The 21,487-nt window shown below is 73.8% G+C and carries 2 protein-coding genes; both read right to left on the reverse strand.

Features of this window, described 5'->3' with window-relative positions:
- Nucleotides 1–28 precede the first annotated feature (28 nt).
- A complete protein-coding gene (locus tag ACQP1N_RS30495; protein WP_433227792.1) occupies nucleotides 29–5,503 on the reverse strand; it encodes a type I polyketide synthase in 5,475 nt (1,824 codons plus the stop codon).
- 44 nt (nucleotides 5,504–5,547) lie between these two features.
- Nucleotides 5,548–21,468 carry a type I polyketide synthase gene (locus ACQP1N_RS30500; protein WP_433227793.1) on the reverse strand — a complete coding sequence of 5,307 codons (15,921 nt, stop codon included), beginning with the start codon at nucleotides 21,466–21,468 and terminating at the stop codon, nucleotides 5,548–5,550.
- Between the last annotated feature and the right edge of the window lie 19 nt (nucleotides 21,469–21,487).

Genomic DNA, 21,487 nt, shown 5'->3' on the forward strand with positions numbered 1-21,487 from the left:
GGGGGATTGCGGTGGTGGTGGTGCGGTGTCATCCGAACCGGTCGACGAGCGCGAACAGCTCCTCGTCGGTGGCGGTGTCGAGGTCGTCGTCGGTGGTGTCCGTGGCGTCCGGATCCCGGCCGGCCGCCTCGGCGGCGGCCAGCAGTTCCCTCAGGCGCACGGTGATCCGGTCGCGGGCGGCCTCATCGGACGCGGCCGTCGCGATGGCCGTCTCCAGCCCGGCGAGCCCGGTCAGCACCGGGTCGGCGGGCGATCCCTCGTCGGCGGCGAGCTCGTCGCGCAGGTGGCGGGCGAGGGCCTGCGGGTTGGGGTGGTCGAACACCAGCGTGGCGGGCAGCTTCAGGCCGGTGGCCTCACGCAGCCGGTTGCGCAGCTCCACGGAGGTGAGCGAGTCGAACCCCGCGTCCTTGAACGCCGCGTCCGCCCGGACACCGCCGGGGCCGGCATGGCCGAGCACGACCGCGACCTGCGTGCGCACCAGGTCAAGCAGCAGCGCCTCCTGCTCGGCCGCGGGCAGTCCGGTCAGCCGGCGGACCAGCCCGCCGGCGTCACCGGCGGCCGCTCGCGCCGACTGCCGGCCCGCGCGGACCAGCCCGCGCAGCAGGGGTGGCACCCCGCCGCCGGGCGCCGCATCGGCACGCACCTCGCGCAGGTCCAGCTCGACCGGCACCAGCAGCGCGTGCCCGGATCCCACGGCGGCGTCGAACAGCGCCATGCCCTCGGCGGACCCGAGCGCGCCGACTCCGCCACGTCCTTCACGGCGGGACATCCGGGTCCTGGTGAGGTCGTCGATGGTGTCCCCCATGCCGGTGGCCTGCCGCCACGGACCCCAGGCGATCGACAGTCCCGGCAGGCCCGCCGCGCGCCGGTGGGCCATCAGCCCGTCCAGGTACGCGTTCGCGGCCGCGTAGCCGCCGCTGCCCGCGCCCATGAACACCGACGACGCGGACGAGTAGACGACGAACGCGTCGAGGTCCATGCCGCGGGTCAGCTCGTCCAGGTGCCGGACCGCGTCGACCTTCGGCGCGAACACGGCGGCCAGCCCGTCGCGGGTCAGCGTCCCGACCACGCCTGCGTTGAACACGCCCGCCGTGTGGACCACACCGGTCAGGGCGTGCTCACTGGGGATGGATGCCAGCAGGGCCGCCGTCTGCTCGCGGTCGGAGAGGTCGCAGGCGGCCACGGACACCTCGGCGCCCTGCTCGGTCAGCTCGGCGACCAGGTCATCGACGCCGTCGGCGGCCGGGCCCCGGCGGCTGGCCAGCACCAGACGCCGCACCCCGTGCCGGGCGACCAGGTGGCGGGCCACGAGGCCGCCCAGCGTCCCCCCGCCCGAGACCAGCACCGTCCCGTCCGGGCCGAACGCCGCGGGAGCGTCGGTGGCGCGATCGGTGACGCGCGCGAGTCGCGGCACGGAGAACACCGTGCCGCGCACCGCGACCTGCGGCTCACCGGTGGCCAGCACCGCACCCAGCACGGAACCGACCTCACCATCGGATGCCGGGTCAAGGTCCAGCAGGACGATCCGGTCCGGGTTCTCCGCCTGCGCGGCACGAACCAGACCCCACACCGCCGACGCCGCCGGGTCGGCCACCGCACCGTCACCGGCCGGCACCGCACCACGCGTCACCACCACGAGCCGCGCCTCCGCGATCTCGGCGAGCCACACCTGCACGACGTCCAGCACCCGGCACGTCAGCGCCAGCGCCGCGTGCGAGTCGTCCCCGCCCACCGCCTCCAGGACCGCCACCGCGGGCACGTCCCCGTCCAGGGCCGCCACGTCGTCGGCGGTGGCCACCGCCACCCACGCGGGCGCGGGCTCCTCCCGCGCCGGAGGCAGTTCGGTCCAGTCCACCCGGAACAGCGCATCGCCGGCCGCCGTGTCCGCCGCCGTCTCCAGCCGCGCGGCGGACACGGCCCGCAGCACCAGAGAATCCATCGTCAGGACCGGGCCGCCGGTCTGGTCGGATGCCTCGACGGTCATCATGTCCGGACCGCACCGCGCGACCCGGACCCGCAACGCCGACGCACCGACGGCATGCAGCGTCAACCCGTTCCAGGCGAACGGCATCACCGACTGCCCGGATCGCTCCTCCGCGGCCGCGGCTGCGATCGTTCCGGTCTGCAGGGCCGCGTCCAGCAACGCTGGATGGATGCCGAACCCGGCGGCGCCCTCCCGGTGCTCGTCGGGCAGGGCGACCTCGGCGAAGACCTCCTCGCCGCGCCGCCACACCGTGCGCACGCCCTGGAACAGCGGCCCGTAGGCGTAGCCGCGCTCAATCAGGTCGGCGTAGAAGGTCCCGGCCTCGACCTCCCACGCCCCCGGCGGCGGCCACGAGGTGAAGTCGAACCCGGCGCCGCTACCCGGGGTCGCCGACAGCACACCGGTAGCGTGCCGGGTCCACACGTCCGCGCCGTCCTCGCGCTGCGAGTACACGTCCACTGTGCGCGCCCCGGTGTCGTCAGGCCCGCTCACCGCGACCTGCAGCCGAACCCCGCCGTGCTCAGGTACCACCAGCGGCGCCTCGGTCACGAGCTCGTCCAGCACGGGGCACCCGGCCTCGTCGCCGGCACGCAGGGCCAGCTCGACCAGCCCGGTGCCGGGGAAGAGCACCATGCCGCCGATCGCGTGGTCGGCCAGCCAGGGATGCGTCCGCAACGAGAGACGTGAGGTGAACACCAGGCCGTCGGACCGCGGCAGCCGCACGACCGCACCGAGCAGCGGGTGGCCCGCCGCCGCCTGCCCCAGCGACGCGACGTCGGCCCGCTCGTCCGACTGGAGCCAGTAGTGCCGGTGGTCGAAGGCGTAGGTCGGCAGGTCCACATGCCGGGAGGTCGCACCACTCGGCAGAATCCCGGCCCAGTCCAGGGGGACGCCGCGGACGAACAGTTCGGCCATCGAGGTCAGCAGGCGCCGCATCCCGCCGTCGTCACGCCGCAGCGACCCCGTCACCACGGCATCGGCGTCGGTCTCGTCCACAACCTCGCTGATCGGCTGCACCAGCACCGGGTGGGCACTGACCTCCACGAAGACGCTGTGGCCCTGGTCGATCAGGTCGGCCACCGCCGGGCCGAACCGCACCTGCTGCCGCAGGTTCCGGTACCAGTACGCGCCGTCGACAACCCCGGCATCCCGGACCCACCCGCCGGTCACCGTCGAATAGAACGGAATGGCCGGTGCTTGCGCGTCGATCCCGGCCAGCGCTTCGGCGAGCCGGTCGCGGATGTCGGCCACATGCAGACTGTGCGAGGCGTAGTCCACCGCGATCCGCCGCCCGCCGAGCGCATCGACCGCTTCGGCCAGCGCCTCGGCATCACCCGCAACCACCACCGAAGACGGCCCGTTCACCGCCGCCACCTCGACCCGGCCCGCCCACGGCTCCAACCGCGCGACCACGTCCTCCTCGCTCAGCGCCACCGAGGCCATGCCGCCGCGTCCCGACAACCGGGCGGCGATGGCCTGACTGCGCAACGCCACCACCCGCACCGCGTCCTCCAACGACAGCGCACCCGCCACACAGGCGGCGGCGATCTCCCCCTGCGAGTGGCCCACCACCGCATCGGGAACCACACCCGCCGCCCCCCACACCGCCGCCAGACCCACCATCACCGCAAAACTCGCCGGCTGCACCACATCAACCCGGTCCAGCAAGGCAGGATCGGACTCGCCGCGCAGCACCTCCACCAAAGACCAGTCCACCCACCGCCCCAACGCGGCAGCGCACTCCGCGATCCGCTCAGCGAACACCGGCGAGCCATCCAGCAACTCCCGGCCCATGCCAACCCACTGTGTCCCCTGACCCGGAAACACCCACACCAGCTTCCCCGGCACGTCCACGCTGCCGGTCACCACACCAGACGCCGTCTCACCACGCGCCAACGCACCCAGCCCGGCCCGCGCCTCCTCACAAGACCCCGCCACCACCACGGCACGCTCACCGAACACAGCCCGGCCCGTCACCAACGCACCCGCCACACGCGGCAACAACGGCTCATCAGCCCCATCGAGGAACACCGCCAGCCGCCCGGCCTGTCCTGCCAGGGAAACGGCACTGCGCGCGGACACCACCAGCGGCACCACACCGGCAGGCGGCGCCTCGGCCCCGGCGGGCGTCTCCTCGGCCGGTGCTTCCTCCAGGATCAGGTGCGCGTTGGTCCCGCTGACCCCGAACGAGGACACGCCCGCCCGGCGCGGACGACCGTTGCGCGGCCACTCCCGCGCCTCGGTCAAAAGCTCGACCGCACCGGCCGACCAGTCGACCTGGGTGGTGGGCTCGTCCACGTGCAAGGTGGGCGGCATGACGCCGTGCCGCAACGCCTGCACCATCTTGATCACACTCGCCACACCGGCCGCAGCCTGCGCGTGCCCAATGTTCGACTTCAACGAACCCAGCCACAACGGACGCTCCGGATCCCGGTCCTGCCCGTAGGTGGCCAGCAGCGCTTGCGCCTCGATCGGATCACCCAGCACCGTCCCCGTGCCGTGGCCCTCGACCACGTCCACATCGGACGGTGCGATCCCAGCGTTGGCGAGCGCTGCGCGGATCACCCGCTGCTGCGACGGACCATTCGGCGCCGTCAGCCCATTCGACGCACCATCCTGATTCACCGCCGAACCGCGCAACACAGCGAGAACCCGGTGCCCGCGCTCCCGCGCCACCGACAACCGCTCCAACAGCAGCACACCGACGCCCTCAGACAGCCCCATTCCGTCCGCGCCCGACGCGAACGCCTTGCAGCGGCCGTCCACGGCCAGCCCGCGCTGCCGGGAGAACACGATGAACGAGTTGGGGCTCGACATCACCATCGCGCCGCCGGCCAGCGCCATCGAGCACTCACCCGACCGCAGCGCCTGCCCGGCCAGATGCATCGCCACCAGCGACGACGAACACGCCGTGTCCACCGTGACCGCCGGGCCCTCGAAACCGAACACATAGGACACCCGGCCCGACGCCACGCTCGACGCCAAGCCGGTGCCCGCGAAGCTCTGCATCTCCGGTCCGGCGGCACCGGCGCCGTAGCCCTGGCTGGACACGCCGGTGAACACCCCGACATCGGTGCCCTTCAACGACACCGGGTCGATGCCGGCCCCTTCCAGGGCCTCCCAGGAGGTCTCCAGCAGCAACCGCTGCTGCGGGTCCATCGCCAGCGCCTCACGCGGCGAAATCCCGAAGAACCCCGCGTCGAACTGGCCCGCCTCGCCCAGGAAACCGCCCTGGTCGGTGTACGAGGTGCCCGAACGGTCCGGGTCGGGATCGAACAGGCCCTCCAGGTCCCAGCCCCGGTCCTGGGGGAACCCCGACACCGCGTCCCGGCCCTCGGACACCAGCCGCCACAGGTCATCCGGGCCGGTGACACCGCCGGGCAACCGGCACGCCATGCCGACGACGGCGATCGGCTCGCGGGATGCGCCGAGGAGCCGGCGGTTGCGCTTCTTCAGCGTGCCGACTTCTTCCAGCGACTTCCGCAGGGCCTCGACGACCTTCTCGTACGACGCACTCACAACCGCCCCAATCACTCGGGTACCAGATGCCGGGTCTCGCGGGACTACTCTTCGCCGAACGCCAGTTGCACGAGGTCGTCGACGTCCAGCTCGGCGATCGACCGCTCCCCGGCGTCCTCCTCGACCACGCCGGGCGCATCACCCGCACCGGCGAGATCCGGCTCGCCCAGCGCGGCCAGAGTGGTCAGGACGTCGATCAGCCCCGCCTCGCGCAGGCGGGACAGCGGGACCGACGCGAGCGCGTGCCGCAACCGTTCCTCGTCCGCACCGGCCGCGCCGCCGTCCGCGCCGCCGTCCGGGAGCAGTTCCGCCCGCAGGTGGCGGGCGAGCACCAGCGGGGTCGGATAGTCGAACACCAGCGTGGCCGGCAGTTTCAGTCCGGTCTGCTCACGGAGCCGGTTGCGCAGCTCGACCGAGGTCAGCGAGTCGAACCCGGTGTCCTGGAACGCCGTGTCCGCCCGCACCGCCTCCGGGCCGGCGTGCCCGAGCACGGCGGCGACCTGACCGCGCACAAGGTCCAGGAGCAGGGCCTCCTGCTCGTCTGCGGCGAGTCCGGCCAGCCGGCGCGGCAGCGCGCTGTCCGTCGCGGCGGCCGCCCGCGCCTGCCGCCGCCCGGCCCGGACCAGGCCGTGCAGCACGTGCGGCACCGACCCGCCGGCCGCGACGTCCGCCCGCAACGCCGCCAGGTCCAGCTTGATCGGCACCAGCAGCGACGCGTCCATGCGCAGCGCGACGTCGAACATGTCCAGGCCCTCGGCCCGCGTCAGCTCCAGGACGCCGCCGCGGCCGGCGCGTGCGTGGTCGACGACGCTGAGGTGGGCGGCCATGCCGATGCCGCGCTCCCACAGGCCCCAGGCCAGCGACAGTCCCGGCAGGCCCGCGGCCCGGCGGTGGGCCATCGCCGCGTCCAGGAAGGCGTTCGCCGCCGCGTAGTTGCCCTGACCGCCGCCGCCGACCACGCCCGCGACGGAGGAGAACACGACGAATGCATCGAGGTCCATGCCGCGGGTCAGCTCGTCCAGGTGCCGCACCGCGTCGACCTTCGGCGCGAACACGGTGGCGAGCCGGTCCGGGGTCAGCGTCCCGATCACCCCGTCGTCGAAGACGCCGGCCGTGTGCACGACACCGGTCAGGCGGTGCTCGTCCCGGATGGACGCCAGCAGCGCCGCCACCTGCTCGCGGTCGGAGACGTCGCAGGCCACTGCGGACACCTCCGCGCCCTGCTCGGTGAGGTCGGCGACCAGATCCGCCATGCCGTCGGCGCCGCGGCCCCGGCGGCTGGCCAGCACCAGGCGCCGCACCCCGTGCCGGGACACCAGGTGCCGGGCCACCAGACCGCCCAGGGCGCCCGCGCCCGAGACCAGCACCGTCCCGTCCGGACCGAACACGGCGGGCGCGTCCGAGAGCCGGCCGGTGGCGCAGGCGAGCCGAGGCACCGAGAAGGTCGTGCCGCGCAGGGCGAGCTGTGGTTCACCGCTGGCCAGCGCGGTCCCGAGTACCGAGCCCGGCACGGTTTCCGCACCGGTTCCGGTGGCGGGATCGAGGTCGAGCAGGACGATCCGGCCGGGGTTCTCGGCCTGTGCGGAGCGGACCAGCCCCCACGCCGCCGCGGCGGCCGGGTCGGTCACCGCGCCGTCGCCGGCGGGGACCGCGCCGCGGGTCACGACCACAAGCCGCGACTCCTCGAACGCGGGCGCGGCCAGCCACGCCTGCAGGACCCGCAGTACCCGGGACGTTACCGCCAGCACAGCGCTGTCGCCGCCGTCGCTCATGGCGTCCAGCACGGCCACCGGCGGCACGCTCGCACCCTCGGCCAGCGCCGCCACGTCACGCGCGGCGCCCACCGGTGCCCAGGACGGTGACGGCTCTGCGTGCGTCAGGGGCAGTCCGGCCCACTCCACCCGGAACAGCGAGTCACGGCTCTCGCCCGCCGCGACGCCCAGCCGCTCGGCGGACACGGGCCGGGACACCAGCGAATCCATCGTCACGACAGGCCCGCCGGTCTCGTCGGCGGCCTCGACCGACAGCGCGTCCGAGCCGGAGGGCGCGAGCCGCACACGCAACGCCGTGGCGCCGGCCGCGTGCAGCACCACCCCGTTCCACGCGAACGCCAGCACCGGTTCTTCCGGCTCCTGCGCACCACCGGCCGTGGCGGCCTGCAGGGCGGCGTCGAGCAGCGCCGGGTGCACGCCGAACCGCGCGGCGTCCTTGCGCAGGCCGTCGGGCAGGGTGACCTCGGCGAACACCTCGTCACCGCGCCGCCACACCGCCCGAAGGCCCTGGAACGCCGGACCGTAGGCGTAGCCGCGCTCGGCAAGGCCGGTGTAGAAGTCCGCGACGTCGACCTCCACCGCGCCCGGCGGCGGCCACGCCACGAAGTCGAATCCGGCGCCACTGCCCGGCACGGCCGACAGCACGCCGGTGGCATGCCGTGTCCACGGGCCCGCGCCGCCATCGCGCAGCGAGTACACGTCCACGGTGCGGGCACCGTTGCCGTCCGGGCCGCTCACGGCAACCTGCACCCGGACCCCGCCGTGCTCGGGCAGCACCAGCGGCGCCTCGATCACCAACTCGTCCAGGACGGGGCAGCCGGCCTCGTCACCGGCGCGCACGGCCAACTCGACGAGCCCACTGCCCGGCACGATCACGACTCCGCCGACCGCGTGGTCGGCCAGCCACGGGTGTGACCGCACCGACAGCCGCGAGGTGAACACCAGCCCGCCGGACTGCGGCAGCGGCACCACCGCCCCCAGCATCGGATGGTCGGCCGCCGCCTGGCCCAGCGACGCCGCGTCGGTGACCGACTCGGCGGGCCGGAGCCAGTAGTGCCGGTGGTCGAAGGCGTAGGTCGGAAGTTCCACCCGTCCGGACGGGACGGTCGGCAGCATGGTGGTCCAGTCGACGGGGACGCCGTGGACGAACAGCTCGGCCATCGAGGTCAGCAGGCGCCGCATCCCGCCGTCGTCACGCCGCAGCGACCCCACCACCACGGCGTCGTCCACATCGGTGTCGTCGATGACGTCCGTGATCGGCTGCACCAGCACCGGGTGGGCACTGACCTCCACGAAGACGCCGTGACCTTGGTCGAACAGGTCGGCCACCGCCGGGCCGAACCGCACCTGCTGCCGCAGGTTCCGGTACCAGTACGCGCCGTCGACAACCCCGGCGTCCCGCACCCACCCTCCGGTGACGGTCGAGTAGAACGGAATGGCCGGTGCTTGCGTGTCGATCCCGGCCAGTGCATCGGCCATCAGGTCCTGGATGTCCTCGACCTGATTGGTGTGCGATCCATAGTCCACGGCCACTCGCCGCACCCGGACACCCCGGCCTTCGAGCGCCTCCAGAGCCTCGGACAAGGCCTGAGCCTCACCCGCGACCACCACCGAAGACGGCCCGTTGACCGCGGCCACCTGCACCCGGTCCGCCCACGGCTCCAGCAACTCGGTCGCATCGTCCACGCCCAGCGCCACCGAGGCCATACCGCCACGCCCCGACAGGCCGGCGGCGATGGCCTGACTGCGCAACGCCACCACCCGCACCGCGTCCTCCAGGGAGAGCGCACCCGCCACACAGGCGGCCGCGATCTCGCCCTGGGAGTGGCCCACCACCGCATCGGGAACCACACCCGCCGCCCCCCACACCGCCGCCAGACCCACCATCACCGCAAAACTCGCCGGCTGAAGGACGTCAACCCGCTCCAGCAGCCCAGGGTCGGCCTGGCCGCGCAGCACCTCGATCAGCGGCCAGTCGACCCAGCCCGCCAACACAGCCGCGCACTCGAAGACCCGCTCGGCGAACACCGGCGAGGCATCCAGCAACTCCCGGCCCATACCAGCCCACTGCGTACCCTGACCCGGAAATACCCACACGACCTTGCCCGGCGTGCCCGCCCGGCCGGTGACCACGCCGGACGCCGCCTCACCACGCGCCAACACACCCAGCCCCGCCGCCGCCTCGTCGCGGGAGCCGGCGACCACCACCGCACGTTCGGTCAGTGCCGCGCGGTCGGACACCAAGGCCCCGGCGACGGCCGCGAGCGGCGCCTCGCCGTTGAGGAACCCGGCCAGCCGCCCGGCCTGGGCCGCCAGCGAGCCGGGGCTCCGGGCGGACACCACCACCGGGAGCGCCTCCGGAGTCGCGGCGTCCCCGGCGTCGGGCGCGGCGGCGCTGGGCAGGTCCTCCGGCGGCGCCTCCTCCAGGATCAGGTGCGCGTTCGTCCCGCTGACACCGAACGCGGACACCCCGGCCCGGCGCGGACGACCGGTGCGGGGCCAGCCGCGGGCCTCGGTCAGCAGCTCGACGGCACCGGCGGACCAGTCCACCTCGGGGGTGGGCGCGTCCACGTGCAGGGTCGCCGGGAGCACCTCGTGCCGCATGGCCTGCACCATCTTGATCACGCTCGCCGCACCGGCGGCGGCCTGCGCGTGGCCGATGTTCGACTTCAGCGACCCCAGCCACAGCGGCTTCTCCAGGTCGCGGTTCTGGCCGTAGGTGGCGAGCAGAGCCTGCGCCTCGATCGGGTCGCCCAGTGCCGTCCCGGTCCCGTGGCCCTCGACCACGTCCACATCGGACGGTGCGATCCCGGCGTTGGCGAGCGCTGCGCGGATCACCCGCTGCTGCGACGGGCCGTTCGGCGCCGTCAGCCCGTTGGAGGCACCGTCCTGATTCACCGCGCTGCCCCGCAACACCGCCAGCACCCGGTGCCCGCGCTCCCGCGCCACCGACAACCGTTCGAGGACGATCACGCCGACGCCCTCGGCCCAGCCGGTGCCGTCGGCCGCCGCGGCGAACGCCTTGCAGCGCCCGTCGACGGCGAGGCCCCGCTGCCGGGAGAACTCCACGAAGGCGCCCGGGTTCGCCATGATCGTCGCGCCGCCCGCCAGTGCCATCGAGCACTCGCCCGACCGCAGTGCCTGCCCGGCCAGATGCATGGCTACCAGCGAGGACGAGCAGGCGGTGTCGATCGTGACGGCCGGGCCCTCGAATCCGAACACGTAGGACACCCGGCCCGACGCGACGCTCGACGACCCGCCCGTGCCTGCGAAGCCTTCCAGTTCCGGCGTGACAACGCTGGCGCCCGGTGCGACGTACCCCTGGCCGAAGGCACCGGTGAACACGCCGACGTCGGTGCCCTTCAACGCGGTCGCGTCGATGCCCGCGGCCTCCAGTGCCTCCCACGAGGTCTCCAGGAGCAGCCGCTGCTGCGGGTCCATCGCCAGCGCCTCACGCGGCGAGATACCGAAGAAACCTGCGTCGAACAGCCCGGCCTCGTGCAGGAAACCGCCCTGGGCGGTGTACGAGGTGCCCGAACGGTCCGGGTCGGGGTCGAACAGGCCCTCCAGGTCCCAGCCCCGGTCGGTGGGGAACCCGGACACCGCGTCCCGGCGGTCGGCCACCAGCCGCCAAAGGTCGTCCGGGCCGGCCACGCCGCCGGGCAGCCGGCACGCCATGCCGACGATGGCGATCGGCTCCTCCGCGTCGGCCACGACGGCCGTCGGCGTCACGGGGGCGGGTGTCACGCCACCGAGCTCGTCGCGCAGGTGGCGGGCGAGGGCCTGCGGGTTGGGGTGGTCGAACACCAGCGTGGCGGGCAGCTTCAGCCCGGTGGCCTCACGCAGCCGGTTGCGCAGCTCCACGGCCGTGAGCGAGTCGAACCCCGCCTCCTTGAACGCCGCGTCCGCCCGGATGGCACCTGCTTCGGCGTGCCCGAGCACGGCCGCGATCTGGCCGCGCACCAGGTCGAGGAGCAGGGTCAGCTGGTCGGCCGGGGCGAGGCCGGCCAGCCGCTCGGACAGCCGGCCGCGTTCGCCGCCGGCCGAGCGCGCCTGCCGCCGGCCGGCCCGGACCAGGCCGCGCAGCAGGTGCGGCACCGTACCGCCCGCCGCCGCATCGGCACGCACCCCGCGCAGGTCGAGCTTGGCGGGCACCAGCAGCGACCGGTCGGAGCCGATCGCGGCGTCGAACAGGTCCATGCCTTCGGCCTGCGTCATCAGCCGCAGGCCGCCGCGCCGGTTCATCCGGGCCCGGGTGAGGTCGTCGGTGCCGGCGGCCATGCCGGTGGTCTGGCCCCACAGACCCCACGCCAGGGACAGCCCCGGCAGGCCCGCCGCCCGACGGTTGGCCATCAACCCGTCCAGGTACGCGTTCGCGGCCGCGTAGCCGCCGCTGCCCGCGCCCATGAAGACCGACGAGACCGAGGAGTAGACGACGAACGCGTCGAGGTCCATGCCGCGGGTCAGCTCGTCCAGGTGCCGTACCGCGTCGACCTTCGGCGCGAACACGGTGGCGAGCCGGTCCGGGGTCAGTGTCCCGATCACCCCGGCGTCGAGGACGCCGGCCGTGTGCACGACACCGGTCAGGCGGTGCTCGTCCCGGACGGACGCCAGCAGCGCCGCCACCTGCTCGCGGTCGGAGAGGTCGCAAGCCACCGCGGACACCTCGGCACCCTGCCCGGTCAGCTCGGCGACCAGGTCATCGACGCCGTCGGCGGCCGGCCCCCGCCGGCTGGCCAGCACCAGCCGCCGCACCCCGTGCCGGGCCACCAGGTGCCGGGCCACCAGCCCACCCAGGGCGCCCGCGCCCGAGACCAGCACCGTCCCGTCCGGACCGAACACGGCGGGCGCATCCGTGGGCTGCGCCGCGCGGGCGAGCCGGGGCACCGAGAGGACCGTGCCGCGCACTGCGACCTGCGGCTCACCGGTCGCCAGCACCGCACCCAGCACGGAACCGACCTCACCATCGGACGCCGGGTCGAGATCCACCAGCACAACCCGGTCCGGGTTCTCCGCCTGCGCGGCACGAACCAGACCCCACACCGCCGACGCCGCCGGGTCGGCCACCGCACCGTCACCGGCCGGCACCGCACCACGCGTCACCACCACCAGACGGGATTCCTCCAGCCCGGCACCCGCCAGCCACGCCTGGACGGCGGCCAGCACCCGCGAAGTCAGGGGCAGGGCCGCGTCCGCACCCCCGGCGGTCGCCTGGAGCACCGCCGCCGCGGGCACGTCCCCGCCCAGGGCCGCCACGTCGTCGGCGGTGGCCACCGCCGCCCACGCGGGCGCGGGCTCCTCCGCCGCGGCCAGCTCCGTCCAGTCCACCTGGAACAGCGAGGTGGCGCGCACGGTGCTCGCCACCACGGTGCCCGGCCGCCCGGCGGACACCGGCCGCGACACCACCGAGTCCACGGTCACGACCGGGCCGCCGGCCTCGTCCGCCGCCGCCAGCGACACGGCGTCGGGCCCGTTGGGCGCCAGCCGCACCCGCAGCACCGACGCACCCGCGGCGTGCAGCACGAGCCCGCGCCAGTCCAGCGGTTGCCGCGGCTCACCGTCGGCGGCACTCAGCAGGGCCGGGTGCAGCGCCGCGTCCAGCAGCGCCGGATGGAGACCGAAACGGCCGGCGTCCGCGACCAGTTCCTCGGGCAGGGCGATCTCGGCGAACAGCTCCTCGCCGCGCCGCCACACCGCCCGCACGCACCGCAGTGCCCGCCCGTAGGCGAACCCTCGCCGGGCCAGGTCGCCGTAGAGGTCGTCGGCATCCATGGCGAGCTCCCGCGCACCGGGCGGCGGCCATGCGGCCGCGTCGAACGGCTCCCGGTTCGCAGGCGTGGTCAGCAGCTGCCCGGTGGCGTGCCGGGTCCAGACGTCCGCGCCGTCCTCGCTCAGGGAGTACACGTCCACCGTGCGCGAGCCGTCGTCGGCCGGGCCGCTCAGCACGACCTGCACCCGCACACCGCCGTGCTCGGGCAGCACGAGCAGGTTCTCGACCACCAGCTCGCCGAGGACGGCGCACCCGGCCTCGTCACCGGCGCGCACGGCCAGCTCCACGAGCCCGGCGCTCGGCACGACCACGACACCGCCGATGGTGTGGTCCGCGAGCCACGGATGCGATCGCACCGACAGCCGCGAGGTGAACACCAGCCCGCCGGACCGCGGCAGCGGCACCACCGCGCCCAGCATCGGGTGGTCGGCGCCGGCCAGCCCGAGCGACGGCGCGTCCGTCGCCGCACCGGCCGGGTGGAGCCAGTAGTGCCGGTGGTCGAACGCGTACGTCGGCAGATCCACCGGCCCCGGGACCCGCGGGAGCACACCGCTCCAGTCGAGCGTGACACCCCGGACGAACAGCTCGGCCATCGACGTCAGCAGGCGCCGCATCCCGCCGTCCTCCCGCCGCAGCGACCCCACCACCACGGCGTCGTCCACATCGGTGTCGTCGATGACGTCCGTGATCGGCTGCACCAGCACCGGGTGGGCACTGACCTCCACGAAGACGCTGTGACCCTGGTCGAGCAGGTCGGCCACCGCCGGGCCGAACCGCACCTGCTGCCGCAGGTTCCGGTACCAGTACGCACCGTCCACAACCCCGGCATCCCGGACCCACCCGCCGGTCACCGTCGAATAGAACGGAATGGCCGGTGCTTGCGCGTCGATCCCGGCCAGCGCTTCGGCGAGCCGGTCGCGGATGTCGGCCACATGCCGACTGTGCGAGGCGTAGTCCACCGCGATCCGCCGCCCGCCGAGCGCATCGACCGCTTCGGCCAGCGCCTCGGCATCACCCGCGATCACCACCGAAGACGGCCCGTTCACCGCCGCCACCTCAACCCGGCCCGCCCACGGCTCCAACCGCGCGACCACGTCCTCCTCGCTCAGCGCCACCGAGGCCATACCGCCACGCCCCGACAACCGGGCGGCGATGGCCTGACTGCGCAGCACCACCACCCGCACCGCATCCTCCAACGACAACGCACCCGCCACACACGCCGCCGCGATCTCCCCCTGGGAATGGCCCACCACCGCATCGGGAACCACACCCGCCGACCCCCACACCGCCGCCAACCCCACCATCACCGCAAAACTCGCCGGCTGCACCACATCAACCCGCTCCAGCAAGGCAGGGTCGCTCTCGCCGCGCAGCACCTCCACCAGCGACCAGTCCACCCACCGCCCCAACACGGCAGCGCACTCCGCGATCCGCTCAGCGAACACCGGCGAGCCATCCAGCAACTCCCGGCCCATACCAACCCACTGCGCGCCCTGACCGGGGAACACCCACACGACCTTGCCCGGCGTGCCCGCTCGGCCGGTGACCACGCCGGCCACGGTCTCACCACGCGCCAACGCACCCAGCCCAGCCCGCGCCTCCTCACGGGAGTCCGCCACCACCACGGCACGGTCGCCGTGCACCGCCCGGGTCGACAGCAGTGCACCCGCCACGCGCGGCAGCGACGGCTCGTCGGCCCCATCGAGGAACGCCGCCAGCCGCTCGGCCTGACCCGCCAGGGAAACGGCACTGCGCGCGGACACCACCAGCGGCACCGCGCCGTCCGGCACCGTCTCGTCGGCGGCGGGCGGCGTCTCCTCGGCCGGTGCTTCTTCGATGATCAGGTGCGCGTTGGTCCCGCTGATGCCGAAGGACGAGACACCCGCCCGGCGTGGACGGCCGTTCGGTGACCAGTCCCGCGTCTCGGTCAGCAGCTCGACCGCACCGGCCGACCAATCGACCTGAGTGGTGGGCTCGTCCACGTGCAAGGTGGGCGGCATGACACCATGCCGCAACGCCTGCACCATCTTGATCACACTCGCCACACCGGCCGCAGCCTGCGCGTGCCCAATGTTCGACTTCAACGAACCCAGCCACAACGGGCGCTCCGGATCCCGATCCTTCCCATAAGTCGCCAGTAGCGCCTGCGCCTCGATCGGATCACCCAGTGCCGTCCCGGTCCCGTGGCCCTCGACCACGTCCACATCGGACGGTGCGATCCCAGCGTTGGCGAGCGCTGCGCGGATCACCCGCTGCTGCGACGGACCATTCGGCGCCGTCAACCCATTCGACGCACCATCCTGATTCACCGCGCTGCCCCGCAACACCGCCAGCACCCGATGCCCACGCTCCCGCGCCACCGACAACCGCTCCAACACCACGACGCCCACGCCCTCGGACAGCACCGTGCCGTCCGCGCCCGACGCGTACGCCTTACAGCGACCGTCCACAGCCAGGCCCCGCTGCCGCGACATGCCCAGCAAGCCGATCGGCGAGCCCATCACGGCGACGCCGCCGGCCAGTGCCGCAGAGCACTCGCCCCGCCGCAGCGCCTGCGCGGCGAGGTGGATCGCCACCAGCGACGATGAACACGCCGTGTCGACGGTGAGCGCGGGACCCTCGAACCCGAACACGTAGGACACGCGGCCGGACGCGACACTGCCCGCCGTGGCGGTCGTGACAAAGCCTTCCAGTTCCGCGGGCATGTTGCTCAGGGACTCCAGGTAGTCGTGGATGGAGACGCCGGAGAACACGCCGATGTCGTCGCCGCGCGCCGCGGTCGGATCGATGCCCGCCCGTTCCAGCGCCTCCCACGACGTCTCCAGCAGCAACCGCTGCTGCGGGTCCATCGCCAGCGCCTCACGCGGCGAAATCCCGAAGAACCCCGCGTCGAACTGGCCCGCCTCGCCCAGGAAACCGCCCTGGCTCGTGTACGAGGTGCCCGAACGGTCCGGGTCCGGGTCGAACAGATCGTCCAGATCCCAGCCCCGGTCGCCGGGGAACGGCGACATGCCCTCGCGGCCCTCACACACCAGCCGCCACAGGTCGTCCGGGCCGGTGACACCGCCTGGCAGCCGGCACGCCATGCCGACGACGGCGATCGGCTCGCCGGGGTCGGCGGCGACCGGGGCGGCCGGGGTGAAGGCGCCGGTGACGCCCGGCTCGTCGCCTGCTTCGTCGCCCAGCTCGTCGCACAGGTGGCGGGTGAGCGCCACCGGGGTCGGGTAGTCGAAGATCAGCGTGGCGGGCAGCTTCACGCCGGTCGCCACGCTCAGCCGGTTCCGCAGCTCGACCGCGGTCAGGGAGTCGAACCCGATGTCGCCGAACCCGCGGGTGCCCTGCACCGGCTCCGGCCCGCTGAAACCCAGCACGCCGGCCGCCTCGGTCTGGACGAGGGACAGCAGGACGCTCTCCCGCTCGTCCCGCGGCAGCCCGGCCAGCCTGCGGAGCAGCCCGCTGCCGCCGTCGGCGCCGGCCCGCGCCACACGCCGGCCGGCCCGGACCAGGCCGCGCAGCAGGTGCGGGACCTCCCCGCCCGCCGCGGCCTGGCCGCGCAGCGTCCGCAGGTCCAGCTTGATCGGCACCAGCAGCGCCTGGTCGGCGTGCAGGCCGATGTCGAACATCTCCAGGCCCTCGGCGGGCGTCATCGCCAGGACACCGCCGCGGCTCATCCGTGCCCGGTCGGTGGCGCCGAGGTGGGCGGTCAGACCGGTGTTCTGCTCCCAGAGACCCCACGCCAGTGAGAGTCCCGGCAGACCCGCCGCACGACGGTTGGTCATCAGGCCGTCCAGGTACGCGTTCGCCGCCGCGTAGTTGCCCTGGCCGGCGGACCCCATGAGCGCGGCGGCCGACGAGAAGACGACGAACGCGTCGAGGTCCATGTCGCGGGTCAGCTCGTCCAGGTGCCGGACCGCGTCGACCTTCGGCGCGAACACGGCGGCGAGCCGGTCCGGGGTCAGCGCCCCGATCACACCGTCGTCCAGGACACCCGCCAGGTGCACGACACCGGTCAAAGGGTGCTCGGCGGGCACCGACGCCAGCAGGGCGGCCACCTGCTCCCGGTCGGCGACGTCGCAGGCCACCACGGACACCTCCGCGCCCTGCCCGGTGAGGTCCGCGACCAGATCCGCGACACCGGCGGCGGCCGGACCCCGCCGGCCGGCCAGCACCAGGTGCCGCACACCGTGCCGGGACACCAGGTGCCGAGCGACCGCACCGCCCAACGAGCCGGTGCCGCCGGTGACGAGGACCATCCCTTCCGGACGGAACACGGCGGGCGCGTGCGGAGCCTGCCCTCCGGCACGGGCCAGGCGGGGTACGAACAAGGTCGTGCCGCGCACCGCGAGCTGCGGCTCGCCGCCGGCCAGCGCCGCGCCCAGCCCCGACGCCGCGTCACCGTCCTCGGCGGAGTCGAGGTCCAGCAGGACGATCCGGTCGGGGTTCTCGGCCTGTGCGGCGCGAACCAGACCCCACACCGCCGCACCGGCGGGGTCGGAGACCGCACCGTCACCGGCGGGCGTCGCGCCGCGGGTCAGCACCACGAGCCGCGTGTCCGCCGGCGCGGCGGCGCCCAGCCAGCTCTGCAGGACGCCGAGCACCCGCGAGGTCAGCGCCAGGGGCGTGTCCTCACCGCCCACGGCACGCAGAACCGCCACCGGGGGCGCGTCCCGCGTCAGGGCGGCCACGTCGTCCGCCGTGTCGACCGCCACCCACGACGGTGCGTCCGCCTGCCGGGCCGGGGGCAGCTCGGTCCACTCCACGCGGAACAGCGCGTCGCGGCTCTCCTCCGCGCCCGTCTCCAGCCGCTCGGTGGACACCGGCAGCGACACCAGCGAGTCCATGGTCACCACCAGGCCGCCGGTCTCGTCGGCGGCCTGGAACGACAGCGCGTCCGGCCCGCACGGCACGACCCGCACCCGCAGCGCGGAGGCTCCGACGGCGTGCAGCAGCAGCCCGTTCCACGCGAACGGCAGCACCCTGCGGTCGTCGTCCGGGTTGGCGAAGGCGTTGGTGTGAAGGGCGGCGTCCAGGAGGGCGGGGTGGATGCCGAACCTGCCGACGTCCTCCCGGTGCTCGTCGGGCAGGGCGACCTCGGCGAAGACCTCGTCACCGCGCCGCCACACCGCCCGAAGGCCCTGGAACGCGGGACCGTAGGCGTAACCACGCTCCACCAGGTCGGGATAGAAGTCGGTGATCTCGACCGGCTGCGCGCCCGGCGGTGGCCAGGCCGTGAAGTCGAACGCCGTGTCCTGGGCGGATGGCGTGGCCGACAGGAGGCCGGTGGCGTGCCGCGTCCACGCGTTCTCGCCGGCGTCCTCACGCAGGGAGTACACGTCCACCGTGCGCGTGCCTGTCTCCGCCGGTCCGCCGACCGCGACCTGGAGCCGCACTCCGCCCTGCTCGGGCAGCATCAGCGGCGCCTCGATCACCAACTCGTCCAGGACGCCGTAACCGAACTCGTCGCCGGCCCGCATCGCGAGGTCGACGTACACCGTGCCGGGAACGATCACGGCACCGCCGATGGCGTGGTCGGCCAGCCAGGGATGCGTCCGCAGCGACAGGCGTGAGGTGAACACCAGGCCGTCGGACCGTGGCAGCGGCACCACGGCACCCAGCAGCGGATGGTCGGCTCCGGTCAACCCCAGTGACGCCGCGTCGGTCGCCGATTCGCCGAGCCGGAGCCAGTAGTGCCGGTGGTCGAAGGCGTAGGTCGGCAGGTCCACATGCTGGGACGTCGCACCACTCGGCAGAATCCCGGTCCAGTCGACGGGGACGCCGCGGACGAACAGTTCGGCCATCGAGGTCAGCAGCCGCCGCATCCCGCCGTCCTCACGCCGCAGCGACCCCGTCACCACGGCATCGGCGTCGGTCTCGTCCACAACCTCGCTGATCGGCTGCACCAGCACCGGATGCGCACTGACCTCCACGAACACCGTGTGCCCCTGGTCGATCAGATCCGCCACCGCCGGGCCGAACCGCACCTGCTGCCGCAGGTTCCGGTACCAGTACGCGCCGTCGACAACCCCGGCGTCCCGGACCCACCCACCGGTCACCGTCGAATAGAACGGAATGGCCGGCGCCTGCGCTGTGATCCCCGCCAGCGCATCCGCCAGAGACTCACGGATGTCGGCCACATGCAGACTGTGCGAGGCGTAATCGACGGCCACCCGCCGCACCCGGACACCCTGCTCGTCCAGGACCTCCAGCACCTCATCCAGCGCCTCGGCATCACCCGCGACCACCACCGAAGACGGCCCGTTCACCGCCGCCACCTCAACCCGGTCCGCCCACGGCTCCAACCGCGCCGCGGCCTCGACCTCGCTCAGCGCCACCGACGCCATACCGCCACGCCCCGACAACCGGGCGGCGATGGCCTGACTGCGCAACGCCACCACCCGCACCGCATCCTCCAACGACAACGCACCCGCCACACACGCCGCCGCGATCTCCCCCTGGGAATGACCCACCACCGCATCGGGAACCACACCCGCCGACCCCCACACCGCCGCCAACCCCACCATCACCGCAAAACTCGCCGGCTGAACGACATCAACCCGCTCCAGCAAGGCAGGATCGGACTCGCCGCGCAGCACCTCCACCAGGGACCAGTCCACCCACCGCCCCAACGCGGCAGCGCACTCCGCGATCCGCTCGGCGAACACCGGCGAGCCATCCAGCAACTCCCGGCCCATACCAACCCACTGCGCACCCTGACCCGGAAACACCCACACGACCTTGCCCGGCACGTCCACGCTGCCGGTCACCACACCAGCCGCGCTCTCACCACGCGCCAACGCACCCAACCCAGCCCGCGCCTGCTCCTCCGTGCTCGCCACAACGACGGCACGCTCACCGAACACAGCCCGGCCCGTCACCAACGCACCCGCCACAGCCGCCAGCGGCACGTCGTCGGCGTCCGCAAGGAATGTCGCCAGGCGCTCCGCCTGCGCCGTGAGGGAAGCGGCGGTGCCGGCCGACACGACCAGCGGCACCACGCCGTCCGGCAGCGTCTCCGCCGCGGGCGGGGCATCGTCGGCGGGCGCCTCCTCGACGATGAGGTGCGCGTTGGTCCCGCTGGCGCCGAACGAGGACACGCCCGCCCGGCGCGGACGACCGTTGCGCGGCCACTCCCGCGCCTCGGTCAGGAGCTCGACCGCACCGGCCGACCAGTCGACCTGCGGGCTTGGCGCGTCCACGTGCAGGGTCGCGGGCAGCACCCCGTGCCGCAGCGCCTGCACCATCTTGATCACACCGGCCACACCGGACGCCGCCTGCGTGTGCCCGACGACGGACTTCACGGAACCGAGCCACAGCGGCCGGTCCGGGTCCCGCCCCTGCCCGTAGGTGGCCAGCAGCGCCTGCGCCTCGATCGGATCACCCAGCACCGTGCCCGTGCCGTGACCGTCGACCGCGTCCACATCGGACGGAGACAGTCCCGCCCCGGCCAACGCTCTGCGGATCACCCGCTGCTGCGACGGACCATTCGGCGCCGTCAACCCATTCGACGCACCGTCCTGGTTCACCGCGCTACCGCGGATCACCGCCAGCACGCGGTGCCCGCGCTCCCGCGCCACCGACAACCGCTCCAACAGCAGCACACCGACGCCCTCGGCCCACCCGGAGCCGTCGGCGCACGCGGCGTAGGACTTGCAGCGCCCGTCGAAGGCGAGTGCCCGCTGGCGCGCGAAGCCGACGAACCCGCCCGGCGTCGCCATCACCGTCGAGCCGCCCGCGAGCGCCATCGAACATTCGCCCCGGCGCAGCGCCTGGGCGGCGAGGTGGACGGCCACCAGGGAGGAGGAGCACATGGTGTCGACGGTCACCGCGGGGCCCTCAAGCCCGAGGACGTACGCGACCCGGCCGGACGCGACGCCGCCGGCGGTGCCCAGTGCGCGCTCCAGGCTCATGAACCCCTCGAACCCGCTGAGGTCGGGTGCGTAGTCCTGGTGCACGATCCCTGCGAACACCCCGACGTCGCCGCCCCGCATCGAGTGGGGGTCGATGCCGGCGCGTTCGAAGGTCTCCCAGGACACCTCAAGCAGTTGCCGCTGCTGGGGGTCCATCGCCAGGGCCTCGCGGGGCGAGATGCCGAAGAACCCGGCGTCGAACTGGGCTGCTTCGTGCAGGAACGCGCCCTCCCGCACGTAGGTCGTACCGGGGTTGTCAGGGTCCGGGTGGTAGAGACCTTCGAGGTCCCAGCCGCGGTCGGCGGGGAAGCCGGTGTAGACGTCGGTGCCTTCGGACACCACCCGCCAGAAGTCCTCCGGGCTGCGGATGCCGCCCGCGTACCGGCAGGCCATGGAGACGATCGCGATGGGCTCCGCGGCCGCGGCGGCGAGTGCGCCGTTCTCCTGCCGAAGCCGGGCGTTCTCCTTCAGCGAGGCACGCAGTGCCTGGACGATCTCCTCGTCTGGCGCCGACATAACCCTCCTCCACGGTTGG

The sequence above is a fragment of the Actinomadura formosensis genome (genome assembly GCF_050948385.1).
In the GTDB taxonomy this organism is placed as follows: Bacteria; Actinomycetota; Actinomycetes; order Streptosporangiales; family Streptosporangiaceae; genus Spirillospora; species Spirillospora formosensis.

Coding starts and splice junctions, on each gene's coding strand:
- ACQP1N_RS30500 (WP_433227793.1), bottom strand. CDS start 21,468: ATGTCGGCGCCAGACGAGGAGATCGTCCAGGCACTGCGTGCCTCGCTG.